We start from the raw sequence: 12,006 nt of genomic DNA, 5'->3' as shown, positions 1-12,006 counted from the left end.
ACGAGGAGAAAGTGAAGTCGATGTCCCACTCCCGGTTCCGGCGCGGCGCCGTGCGCGCACTCGCGGCGACCGCGGCACTGTTCACGCTGGCCTCGGGAGTGGCGGGGTGTGCCGGCTCGTCGGATACCGCTACCACCGAGGACGGGAAGACGGTCCTGCGGTACCAGGGGTGGGCCGGAGACGTGGGATTCCACGAACTCGCCGAGGACCTGGGGTATTACGACAAGGTCAAGCTCGAATGGGTGGGCGACACCACCAGCGGCCCGCAGGACATCCAGTCGGCGGCCACCGGTGACGTCGAGTTCGGCTCGGCCTTCAACGGAGCCGTCGTCAAGCTCAACGCCGCGGGCGCGCCGATCACGTCGGTGCTGAGTTCCTACGGCGCGGACGCCGGCGAGTTCACGGGATACTTCGTGCTGGACGGCAGCCCCATTCGCTCGGCGCGGGACCTGATCGGCAAGAAGGTCGGGATGAACACGCTCGGCGCGCACCACGAGTTCCTCGTCCGGGAGTGGCTGGCCCAGCAGGGCCTGACCCCGGACGAGATCAAGCAGGTGGAGCTGATCGTCGTTCCGCCCGTGAACAACGAACAGGCGCTGCGCGAAGGCCAGATCGACGTGGCCGCGATCAACGGCATCTACCGCGAAACAGCCCAGGAGCGTGGGGGAATCCGGCCGCTGTTCACGGACCGGGATCTGTTCGGCGCGTTCAGCTACGGCACCTACGTGATGCGGGACGACTTCCTGGCGAAGAACGAGGACGCCGTCGCGGACTTCGTGCAGGGCACGGCCCGGGCCATCCGCTGGACCCAGGTGACCCCGCGCGAAGAGGTGGTCGCACGGCTGAAGAGCATCATCGACCGACGTGGCCGCAATGAGAGCGACGAGGCCATCGACTACTGGCGCAGCTCCGGAATTCCCATCGCCGGGGCCGTGATCCAGGAGAAGGAGCTGCAGACCTGGATCGACTGGCTCGTCCGGAACGGGGAGCTCGACGAGGGCAAGCTGACCGCGACCGACCTCTACACCAACGAATTCAACCCGTACGCCAACGGCACGTTCCCCGCCGAGAGCGGGCCCGACGGAGAAGTACTGGAAGGACAGAAATGAGCACCACCGCCTCGAATCCCGACCGGGTTCAGACGCCCAAGCTCCGCCTCGAGCACGTCACCAAGCAGTTCGACGTGCGCGGGTCGAAGGACAAGTTCACCGCGATCGAAGACATCGACATCGATCTCGCGGACGGCGAATTCCTCGTCCTCGTCGGACCGAGCGGTTGCGGAAAGTCCACGCTGCTCGACCTGCTCGGTGGGCTCAGCACACCCACGTCCGGCCGGATCCTGCTCGACGGGAAGCCTGTCACCGGCCCCGGTCTCGACCGCGGCATCGTCTTCCAGCAGTACGCGCTCCTGCCGTGGCGGACGGCACGGCACAACATCGAGTTCGGACTCGAGGCGAAGGGACTGCCCAAGAAGGAACGGCGGGAACTCTCCGAGCACTACCTCGAACTCGTCGGTCTGAAGGGATTCGGCGACCGCTACCCGCACGAGCTGTCGGGTGGCATGAAGCAGCGTGTCGCGATCGCCCGCAGCCTGGCGTTCGACCCCGAGGTGTTGCTGATGGACGAGCCGTTCGCCGCGCTCGACGCGCAGACCCGCGAGTCGCTGCAGGATGAACTGCTGCGCATCTGGAAGGCCACCGGCAAGACCATCCTGTTCATCACCCACGGCATCGACGAGGCCATCTACCTCGGGCAGCGGGTCGCCGTCCTGACGTCACGCCCCGGCCGGGTGAAGACGTTCGTGGACATCGACATCGACCGCAGCGGCGAGGACGTCCGGTCCAACGAGCAGTTCCGGCACTACCGGCACCGCATCTGGACGCTGCTGCACGGCGAAGTGGAGCGTGCACAGGTTATCGAGAAGGAGGAAGCACATGTCTAGCGCACTCGCGGCACCCGAAGTTCCCGTCGCCGCCGATCCGACCCGGACCGCGGCTCCGACACCCGCTTCCACCCCGCCCGAGCCGGGTGCCGTCCAGCGTGCCGGCGCGGCGCTGGGGCCCATCGCCTGGCGGATCCTGAAGCCGTCCATCGCGATCGTCGCCTTCCTGGCGCTGTGGGAGATCGCTCCCCGCGTCGGTCTCGTCGACGAGGTGTTCCTGCCCCCGTTCAGCACGGTGATCGAGGCGTTCTTCGACCTGGTCCAGAGCGGTGAGCTGTGGCAGCACGTGTCCGCCAGCCTCTCCCGCGCGCTGATCGGCTTCTTCGTGGCCATCGTGATCGCGATCCCGCTGGGCATCGCCATCGCCTGGTACCGGCCCGTGTCGGACTTCCTGAACCCGATCCTGGAACTGTTCCGCAACACGGCGGCGCTGGCACTGCTCCCCGTCTTCATCCTGATCCTCGGCATCGGTGAGGAGTCCAAGATCGCCCTGGTGATCTACGCGTGCACCTTCCCGATCCTGCTGAACACGATCTCCGGTGTCCGCACCGTCGACCCGCTGCTGATCAAGTCGGCGTCCTCGCTGGGGTTGTCGCCGGTGCGCCTGTTCCAGAAGGTGGTCCTGCCCGCCGCCGTCCCCACCATCTTCACCGGAATCCGGATGGCCGCGGCGTCGTCCATCCTCGTGCTGATCGCCGCCGAGATGGTCGGGGCCAAGGCCGGGCTCGGCTACCTGATCACGGCCTCCCAGTTCAACTTCCAGATCCCCAACATGTACGCGGGCATCGTCGCCATCTCGGTTCTCGGCCTGACGATCAACGCCGTTCTCGTACTGATCGAACGCAGGCTGTCCCGCTGGCGGGTCTAGTCCTTACCGGAAAAGAAAAACTACATGTCACAGAATTCCCAGTTCCACCTCAACGCGTTTCTCATGGGCGTGGGACATCACGAGGCGGCGTGGCGCCACCCCCGCACCGAGGCGCACCGCGTCCTGGACGTCGCTCACTTCCAGGAACTCGGCCGGATCGCGGAGCGCGGCAAGCTCGATTCGGTGTTCTTCGCCGACGGTCTCGCCGTCGGACCGCGGATCAAGCACAACACGCAGGCGATCTTCGAACCCGTCACGCTGCTCTCGGCGATCGCCGTCGCCACCGAACACGTCGGGCTGATCGCCACGGCGTCGACGAGTTACTCCGACCCGTACACCCTGGCCCGCAAGTTCACTTCGCTCGACCACATCAGCAGTGGCCGGGCGGGTTGGAACATCGTGACGTCGGCAGGCGCTGACGAGGCCGCCAACTTCGGCGTCGACGGCATCCCCGCGCACAGCGGACGGTACGAGCGTGCAGAGGAATTCGTCGACGTCGCCCTCGCCCTGTGGGACAGCTGGGAGGACGGCGCGGTGGTGCTCGACCCGGAGACCGGCGTGTTCGCCGACCCCGGCAAGGTCCACACCATCGACCACGACGGACCGCGGTTCCGGATCAAGGGCCCGCTGAACTCGCCGAGATCCGCTCAGGGGCGGCCCCTGCTGGTGCAGGCCGGATCGTCCGAGAGCGGCAAGGAGTTCGCGGCGCGGTACGCCGAGGCCGTGTTCACCGCGCAGCGCACCCTCGAGCAGGGGCAGGAGTTCTACCGCGACCTCAAGGCGCGGGTCGTCAAGCACGGCCGCAGCGCCGGCGACCTCAAGGTGCTGCCCGGCATCGTGCCGTTCATCGCCGACACCGAGGAGGAGGCGAAGGCGCTCGAGCAGTCGTTCACCGATCTGATCTCGCCCGAGTACTCGCTGCGGCAACTGTCGACGATGCTCGGTGTCGATCTCACGAAGCATTCCCTCGACGCCCCGCTGCCGCCGCTCCCTCCGCTGGACGAGATCCAGGGCAACAAGAGCCGGTACCAGCTGGTGAAGGATCTCGCGGCGGACGGATCGCTCACCGTACGGCAGCTGATCGGGCTGCTCGGCGGCGGACGCGGGCACCGCACGTTCGCAGGCACCCCGGAACAGGTGGCGGACGAACTGCAGACCTGGTTCGAGCAGGGCGCGGCCGACGGTTTCAACATCATGCCGCCGTACCTTCCCGGCGGACTCGACGACTTCGTCGACCGGGTCGTGCCGATCCTGCAGCAGCGCGGACTGTTCCGCACGGAGTACACGGCGACCACCCTGCGCGGTCACTACGGTCTCGCGGACGTCGACAACCGGTTCGCGGGCGCGGTCGACGAAGCGAGCGCATGAGCGGCGAGAACAGTCTGAAGCCTCTCGTTACCACCGTCTTCATCCCCGCCGCGATCTTCGGCATCGGCCAGGGCGCCGCCGCCCCGGTCATGGCACTGACGGCCCGCGAACTGGGTGCGTCGGTGGCTGTGTCCGGGCTGATCGTCGCGGTCGTCGGGCTCGGCGCCGTCCTCGGCGATCTGCCCGCGGGCCGGATCGTCGCCAGGTTCGGGGAGCGGCGGTCGATCATCGGCGGCAGTGCCGTCGGTGCCACCGGAGTACTGGTCTGCCTCCTCGCGCAGACGCCCTGGATGCTCGGTGTCGGTGCACTGCTGACCGGGCTCGCGAACGCCGTGTGGGGGCTGGCCCGCCAGAGCTATCTGGCCGATGCCGTGCCGATCGGACTGCGGGCCCGGGCGATGTCGTCGTTCGCGGCGATGTGGCGGCTCGGATTCTTCGTCGGTCCGCTGCTCGGTGCCGCGGTGATCCTGGTGGTCGGCGCGCGGGGCGGGTTCATGGTGCAGTTCGTCGGCGTCGTGCTGTCCGGGTGGCTGATGTCGCGGGTCCCCGACCCGCCGCGCCGCGACCCGGCCTCCGTACGTGGGCACGCGACGCTGCCGTCGATCCTGCGTCGCCACCGGAAACTGCTGGCCACCCTCGGAGCCGGATCGCTCATGATGGGCGCGGCCCGCGCCTCCCGGGAAGCGGTGCTCCCACTGTGGGCCGCCCACCTCGGACTCGACGCCGCCCAGGTCAGCCTCGTCTTCGGTGTCGGTGCCGCCGTCGACCTGCTGTGCTCGTATCCGGCCGGACATTTCATGGACCGGTACGGGCGCAGGTTCATCGCGGTGCCGTCGCTGCTGGTGATCGGCGTGTCCTACCTGGCGTTGCCGTTCTCGCACGACCTGTGGTCGATCGGGGTCGTCGCCGTCGTGATGGGAATCGGCAACGGCCTCGGCAACGGCGTCATCATGACGCTCGGCGCCGACATCGCGCCACCGGCCACGCGCGCCGAATTCCTCGCAGCATGGCGGCTCACCCACGATACCGGCATGTTCGCCGGACCGTTCGGGGTCGGCGCGCTCGCCGCGGTGGTCCCGCTCGGCGCCGCCGTCGCCGCGATCGGGGGAGCGGCGCTGCTCGGCGCCGGACTCCTGTTCCGATTCATCCCCGTCTATTCGCCCTGGCCACCGCCGCCCGCGGCGGAGCCGGATTCCTCACCGCTCGAAAAACAGGAAGCATAGGTACATTCGTTTCATGCGCTTCGGATTGTTCGTTCCTCAAGGTTGGCGTCTGGATCTCGTCGGAATCGATCCCGCGGATCAATGGTCGGTGATGCGCGACTTCGCGTTGCGCGCCGACCAGGGTTCGTCCTGGGATTCACTGTGGGTCTACGACCACTTCCACACCGTCCCGGCCCCGACCGAGGAGGCCACGCACGAGGCGTGGACCCTCATGTCCGCGTTCGCGGCCGTCACGTCGCGGGTGCGTCTCGGTCAGATGTGTACGGCGATGAGCTACCGCAACCCCGCCTACCTCGCCAAGGTCGCCGCCACCACCGACCTCATCTCGGGCGGACGGATCGAGATGGGCATCGGCGGCGGCTGGTACGAGCACGAATGGCGGGCCTACGGGTACGGATTCCCCTCCGCCGGTACGCGTCTCGGCCGCCTCGACGAGGGCGTGCAGATCATGCGCCAGGCCTGGACCAACGGCACCGCGACCCTCGAAGGCAAGCACTACCAGGTCGACGGCGCCATCGTCCGCCCACTTCCGCTGCAGGACGGCGGCATTCCGCTGTGGATCGCCGGTGGCGGCGAAAAGGTGACGTTGAAGATCGCGGCAAAGTACGCGCAGTACACCAACTTCGACGGCACACCCGACGGATTCGCACAGAAGTCCGAGATCCTGCGTAAGCACTGCGACACCGTCGGCACCGACTTCGACGCCATCACCCGCTCGGCCAACTACAACGTCGCGATCGGCACCACCGAGGCGGAGGTCGAGCAGCGGTTGCTCACCCTGAAGGACCGGCTCACCCCCCACGTCGGCGCCGACGCCGCCGAGGGCGCGCTCGGAGCCTTCCGGGGCATGCCCGGCGTGGGCACACCGGAACAGATCGTCGAGAAACTGTCGGCGCTGAAGGAACTCGGCATGTCCTACGGCATCTTCTACTTCCCCGAAGCCGCCTACGACACCTCGGGCATCGAACTCTTCGAGAAAGAGGTCCTGCCGGCGCTGCGCTGATGGCCGGCCCTTCGGCCGGACGTGCTGAGGGCCGGCCCTTCGGCCGGACGTGCTGACGGCAGTTATCCGGGCATAGAGTGGCGGGCATGTTCGTCGTCACCCTCGCCGCCGACAACGTGTGGCTGAGCCCACCGGTCGTCACCGACATCGACGCGATCTGCTCGGCGTGCGGTGAGGCGTCGATCGCCGAGTGGACGACGATGCCCGCCCCGTACGCACGCTCGGACGCAGAGCAGTTCGTGCGGCAGACGGTGCCGACCGGCTGGGCCGACCGCAGCCCCACCTGGGCGCTGCGCGGACACGAGAACGGGCCGGTGCTGGGGATGATCGGCCTGATGGCCCGGGACCTGACGGCTGCGGAGATCGGGTATTGGCTGTCGTCGTCCGCACGCTCGCGGGGGCTGATGACGACGGCGGTGAACCTGGTGTGCGATTTCGCGTTTCGTCCGGACGGGATGGCGCTCGAACGCATCGAATGGCGTGCGTTCGTCGGCAACCGGGACTCGGCGGCGGTCGCCCGCCGGGTGGGCTTCCGGTTCGAGGGAGTCCAGCGCGCCGGACTGGTGCAGCGCGGCGTCCGGCGTGATTCGTGGGCCGCCGCCCTGCTGGCCGGCGACCCGCGGCAACCGGCCGAAGGCTGGCCGGGCTAGCGTAAGCCTTCCGGAAGGTCGTGCTCGGACACCGCGACCCGCTGGTCGGGGCTGGTCCGGATGTGCTCGGACTCGGCGATCCGGCTCTGCAGGAAATCCCACTCGACCTGATCGATGGCGACCTCCGCGCGGGACCGCACGGCCGCGTCGCGGGTGCCCCACGCGATCGGCATCGGGCTGACCATCTCCCAGGTATCGGCCACGCTGTGGGTGTTGCGGTCGTTCAGCAGGGCGACGGACGGCACCCGGTCACCCACCCGCTGCTTCTGGCCGGTGCGGATCGGAACGTTGCGGGTGACGAGGGCGTACGACGGGTGGCCCGCGGACGGCTTCGCGATGTCGATCAGCGACAGCAGGGTCACCGCGCGGGGATGGACCTCCGAGACGACGGCGGGCACCAGCGGGCTCTTCGCGTACAGGTCCTCGATGCTGCCGACCTTCTTCGGTACCCAGAACGCCACCCACACGGACGTCAGCGCGGCGATCGCCACGACGGCACCCAGGATGATCGACCAGGGGTGGGCGAGCAGGATCAGACCGGCAGCGGCGGCCGCGAACAGCAGCGCCACCACGATCGCCGACACCTGCAGGCGTCGCATGTCGGCGAACGTCTGGTTGACGGACTTCGCGTAGGGCCGGTCGACGGTGAACTCGAAATGTCGCACGGCCCCAGCTTAGAGGCCCCGCTCCGGTGGCAGGCGGCTACCCGATGGCCGGGCCCAGCAGGTCGTCGGCGTCGGTGATCCGGTACGCGTACCCCTGCTCGGCGAGAAACCGCTGCCGGTGGGCGGCGTACTCGGCGTCGAGCGTGTCCCGCGCCACCACCGAGTAGAAGTGGGCCTGGCCGCCGTCGTGCTTGGGCCGCAGCAGGCGCCCCAGCCGCTGAGCCTCCTCCTGACGGGACCCGAACGTTCCCGAAACCTGCACGGCGACAGACGCTTCCGGGAGGTCGATCGAGAAGTTCGCGACCTTGCTGACCACCAGCGTCTGGATTTCGCCCGCCCGGAAACGGTCGAACAGTTCCTCCCGCTCCTTGTTCTTCGTCGACCCCTTGATGACCGGGGCGTTCAACGCCTCACCCAGTTCGTCGAGCTGGTCGAGGTACGCGCCGATGATCAACGTCGGTGCGTCGGTGTGCCGTTCCAGGATGGACTTCACCACCGCGATCTTGGTGTGTGCGGTGGAACACAGCTTGTATCGCTCGTCGGGTTCGGCGACGGCGTACGCCATGCGTTCGGCGTCCGTCAGCGTCACCCGCACCTCGACGCAGTCGGCGGGAGCGATCCACCCCTGTGCCTCGATGTCCTTCCACGGCGCGTCGTACCGCTTCGGCCCGATCAGCGAGAACACGTCGCCCTCGCGGCCGTCCTCGCGCACCAGGGTGGCGGTGAGGCCGAGGCGTCGGCGGGACTGCAGGTCGGCGGTCATTCGGAACACCGGGGCGGGCAGCAGGTGCACCTCGTCGTAGATCACGAGACCCCAGTCGCGGGAATCGAACAGTTCGAGATGCTTGTATTCGCCCTTGGTGCGCCGGGTGATCACCTGGTACGTGGCGATCGTGACCGGGCGGATCTCCTTGCGCTCGCCGGAGTACTCGCCGATCTCGTCCTCGGTCAGCGACGTGCGCGCGATCAGCTCGCGCTTCCACTGCCGTCCCGCGACCGTGTTCGTCACCAGGATCAGCGTGGTGGCCTTCGCCTTGGCCATCGCCGCCGCACCGACCATCGTCTTGCCCGCACCACAGGGCAGGACGACGACGCCGGATCCGCCCGCCCAGAACGAGTCGGCGGCCATCTCCTGGTAGTCGCGCAGATGCCACTTGCCGTCCGCCGACCCCGGGGACGTGCCCTCGAAGTCCAGGTCGATGGCGTGCGCCTCGCCGTCGACGTACCCGGCGAGGTCCTCCGCCGGCCAGCCGACCTTGAGCAGCAACTGCTTGAGACGGCCGCGCTCGCTCGGGTGGACCACCACCGTGTCGTCGTCGACGCGGGCACCGAGCATCGGGGCGATCTTCTTGTGCCGGGTCACCTCGGTGAGGACCGCGCGGTCCAGGCTGACCAGCGTCAGACCGTGGGCGGGGTTTTTCACCAGCTGCAGGCGCCCGTACCGGGCCATCGTGTCGACGATGTCGACCAGCAGCGGCTGCGGCACCGCGTACCGGGAGAAGTTGACCAGTGCATCGACCACCTGCTCGGCGTCGTGCCCGGCGGCGCGCGCGTTCCACAGCGCCAGCGGGGTGATGCGGTACGTGTGGACGTGTTCGGGCGCGCGCTCGAGTTCCGCGAACGGGGCGATCGCCTGACGGGCGTCGTTCGCGCGTTCGTGATCGACCTCCAACAGCAGGGTCTTGTCGGATTGGACGATCAACGGTCCGTCGGTCACGGAAGCCTCCTCGAAAATGCGGTGCCGGATGTAGCCAGCCTGTCCATTGTCCTGATCCGGGCGGCGGCGCGCCACGTCGCGGCCCCCGGCAGGGCCGATACCTGCACATCCGGGGCGGTCGGGGCCTAAATTGAGGGGCAGCCGGATGGATCGACCCAGAGACGAGGCGCGCGATGACCCAGCCCCCCGACGACCCGAACCGTCCCGATCCGAGCGTCCCCGGCGAGCCGCCGAACAACCCGCAGCAACCGTACCCCCAAGGTGGGCCGCAGCAGCCCTACCAGCAGGGTCAGTACCCGCAGCAGCCGTACCAGCAGGGTCAATACGCTCAGCAACCCGGTCAGTATCCGCCGGGCCAGTACGGGCAGCAGCCCGGCCAGTACCCGCCCGGCCAGTACCCACCGCAGCCGAAGAAGTCGCGGAAAGGGTTGTTCATCACTCTCGGCGTCCTCGCCGTCGTGATCCTCGCCGCCGTCGCCGCGTTCGGTGTGTACGCCGTCAAGAGCGCCGACGAGAACGCCCTCGACGTCGGCGACTGCCTGTTCTTCGAATCCGCGTCGACCACCGCGGCCGACACCTCACACGAGAAGCGGGACTGCTCCGACAGCGAGGCAACGTACGAGGTGGCGCAGAAGAACGACGGCGACGTCCAGTGCGGCGAGGACTACTTCTCCTACACCCTGGTCGGCGAGGACAAGGACGTGCAGACCACGCTGTGCCTCGTCCCGAACATGATCGAGGACTCCTGCTACCTGCTCGAGGACGACGGCCGGATCGTGCCGTCCGACTGCTCCGACATGCAGACCGTCAAGGTCGTCAGACGCGCCGACGGCCAGGACGACGAAACCCTGTGCAATGAGTTCGACACCGCATTCCCCATCGCCTTCTCCGAACCCCAGCGCACGTACTGCATCGAGGTCAATCTGGGTGGCTGACGCCCCGTGAGTACTTATCAACCGCCGGCGGTTAACAAGTACTCACAGGGAGTTAAATTCACGGGAATCCAGTCCGTTGAACTGTACGTTCCCCTTCGCTAGCGTTCGAGGTCAGGCCATATCACTGCGCGCGGCGAAGGGGGAACGATGGCGCGAACCCAGCCCGTCACCCGGCGCGGCGCCGGACGTTCCGGCGCCAGCGCAGGCACGGTACTGCGCACGGTTCTCGACAGCGGGCCGATCGCCCGCAGCACCATCGCCCGCGTCACCGGGCTCTCACCCGCGACGGTGACCACGGCCAGCGCCCAACTCGTCGACCACGGCCTGCTGCGGGAACTGCCGGAGATCGCGGGTCCCACCGGGCTGGGACGGCCACACGTGCCGGTGGACGTCGACGACAGCCGGTACGTCGTCTACGGCATCCATCTGGCGATCACGCACGTGACCACCGCGTTGCTCGACCTGCGCGGGCGGGTACTGGCGCGGTCGCGGGATCCGCACTACGGGCTGGGCCCGGCCGAGATCCTGCGGAACGCCGTGACGACGCTGGAGGCGCTGGCCGTCCGGCACGGTGAGCCGTCGGTTCCGATCGGTGTCGGTTTCGCGGCGGGCGGCTGGATCGACTCGGAATCGGGTGTGGTGCGCGAGCATCCGATCCCGGGGTGGAACGGGTACCCGGTCCGCGCGGATCTCGAGCAGCGCACGGGCCTGGACGTCCGGATGGATTCGCACGCGCGCGCTCTCATCGACGCGGAGGTGCTGTTCGGGGAGCCGAGGGCGCGCGAGAGCGTGATGCAACTCTTCGTCGGGAACGTGGTGGACGCCGCGCTCGCGACCGGCGGCGTGGTCCACCACGGCCCTCGCGCGGCGGCGGGCGCGGTGGCGCACGTGCCCGTCGAGAACAGTGTCGAGGAGTGCGCCTGCGGGCGCACCGGATGTGTGCAGGCCACCCTGTCGGATCGGGTGCTGGTGCGCAGGGCGATGGAGCTGGGCATCATCGACCGGCCGATCTTCCGCGACCTTCTCGACGCGGGCCGCCGCCGGCACCCGGAGGCGCTGGCCCTGTTCACTGAGCGGGCGCACGGCGTCGGAGTGGTCGCGGCGCGTCTGCTGGATCTGTTCAATCCGGAGGTCCTCATCGTCTGCGACCAGAGTGTGAGCGGGATTCCCGGTTGTCTCGACACGGTCCGGCGGGCCGTCGCGGAGTCGTCGGCGACGTGTGACGATCCGTCGTGGTCCGTGTTGTCCACCAGCTTTCCGGGTCGGGCACTGCCGGTGTCCGCCGGTTCCGTGATCCTCGCGGAGCTCTACCGAGCGCCGCTCACCAGCTTCGTGCGGCCGCTGGCCGGAATTTCGTGACGTGTATCACAGGGCCGGAGTTAATTCGGCAGGAAGCAATGTTGACGGGGATTGCGCTGGATCGCAAGGATATTGGTGTGAACATCACCACGGCGGACAGCGTGCGTACCACCTCGTGTCGCTCCGGGTCCTGTTGTCGCCGCACGCGACCGGGTCGCATCTGACGCCTCCGGCCTGACGTCTGCCGAAACATCGTTCCATTCTTTCTTTCTCGCTCCTGCGCGGCACCCGACCTTCTGCGTCCGGGGTGCCCGACCGGAGACCACATCCTTCGAA

The 12,006-nt window shown here is 68.2% G+C and carries 11 protein-coding genes; 9 read left to right on the top strand and 2 right to left on the bottom strand.

What is annotated here, in order from left to right:
* Window positions 1–20: 20 nt before the first annotated feature.
* From CA951_RS15220 to CA951_RS15190, 7 genes are all read left to right on the top strand, one after another.
* The gene (locus CA951_RS15220) at window positions 21–1,109 is read left to right on the top strand and encodes an ABC transporter substrate-binding protein (RefSeq protein ID WP_143543057.1); all 1,089 of its coding nucleotides are present in this window, start codon (window positions 21–23) and stop codon (window positions 1,107–1,109) included.
* Window positions 1,106–1,942 carry an ABC transporter ATP-binding protein gene (locus CA951_RS15215; RefSeq protein ID WP_087557624.1) on the top strand — a complete coding sequence of 279 codons (837 nt, stop codon included), beginning with the start codon at window positions 1,106–1,108 and terminating at the stop codon, window positions 1,940–1,942. Before CA951_RS15220 ends, CA951_RS15215 begins: the two co-directional genes overlap by 4 nt.
* Complete coding sequence (locus tag CA951_RS15210; RefSeq protein WP_087557623.1) at window positions 1,935–2,810, top strand: ABC transporter permease; 876 nt, start codon at window positions 1,935–1,937, stop codon at window positions 2,808–2,810. The genes CA951_RS15215 and CA951_RS15210 overlap by 8 nt, the downstream gene beginning before the upstream one ends.
* A 24-nt stretch (window positions 2,811–2,834) precedes the next feature.
* Window positions 2,835–4,178, top strand: a complete 1,344-nt coding sequence (locus CA951_RS15205) for an LLM class flavin-dependent oxidoreductase (RefSeq protein ID WP_087557622.1) — start codon at window positions 2,835–2,837, stop codon at window positions 4,176–4,178.
* A complete protein-coding gene (locus CA951_RS15200) occupies window positions 4,175–5,401 on the top strand; it encodes an MFS transporter (RefSeq protein ID WP_087557621.1) in 1,227 nt (408 codons plus the stop codon). Before CA951_RS15205 ends, CA951_RS15200 begins: the two co-directional genes overlap by 4 nt.
* Window positions 5,402–5,414: 13 nt before the next feature.
* Window positions 5,415–6,404 carry an LLM class F420-dependent oxidoreductase gene (locus CA951_RS15195; protein WP_087557620.1) on the top strand — a complete coding sequence of 330 codons (990 nt, stop codon included), beginning with the start codon at window positions 5,415–5,417 and terminating at the stop codon, window positions 6,402–6,404.
* Window positions 6,405–6,490: 86 nt separating this feature from the next.
* On the top strand, window positions 6,491–7,054 hold the full coding sequence (locus CA951_RS15190; protein WP_087557840.1) for a GNAT family N-acetyltransferase: 564 nt from the start codon (window positions 6,491–6,493) through the stop codon (window positions 7,052–7,054).
* Here the strand turns inward: CA951_RS15190 and CA951_RS15185 are convergent.
* Together CA951_RS15185 and CA951_RS15180 are read right to left on the bottom strand one after the other, a co-directional pair.
* The gene (locus CA951_RS15185) at window positions 7,051–7,719 is read right to left on the bottom strand and encodes a DUF3239 domain-containing protein (protein WP_087557619.1); all 669 of its coding nucleotides are present in this window, start codon (window positions 7,717–7,719) and stop codon (window positions 7,051–7,053) included. The two genes, CA951_RS15190 and CA951_RS15185, sit on opposite strands and share 4 nt — an antisense overlap.
* A gap of 37 nt (window positions 7,720–7,756) precedes the next feature.
* Window positions 7,757–9,436, bottom strand: a complete 1,680-nt coding sequence (locus tag CA951_RS15180) for a DNA repair helicase XPB (RefSeq protein WP_087557618.1) — start codon at window positions 9,434–9,436, stop codon at window positions 7,757–7,759.
* 173 nt (window positions 9,437–9,609) lie between these two features.
* Between CA951_RS15180 and CA951_RS15175 the strand changes: the two genes are divergently transcribed.
* Complete coding sequence (locus CA951_RS15175; RefSeq protein WP_072944856.1) at window positions 9,610–10,371, top strand: hypothetical protein; 762 nt, start codon at window positions 9,610–9,612, stop codon at window positions 10,369–10,371.
* 147 nt (window positions 10,372–10,518) lie between these two features.
* Window positions 10,519–11,730 (top strand): ROK family transcriptional regulator, encoded by a 1,212-nt coding sequence (locus tag CA951_RS15170; RefSeq protein ID WP_087557617.1) that lies wholly within the window; start codon window positions 10,519–10,521, stop codon window positions 11,728–11,730.
* Window positions 11,731–12,006: the final 276 nt, after the last annotated feature.

Origin of the sequence: Rhodococcus sp. NCIMB 12038, assembly GCF_002165735.1 — a bacterium.
Taxonomy (GTDB): Bacteria; Actinomycetota; Actinomycetes; order Mycobacteriales; family Mycobacteriaceae; genus Rhodococcus_F.
Note: the sequence above shows the minus strand (reverse complement) of the source record. Positions and strands in the feature narration are given on the sequence as shown.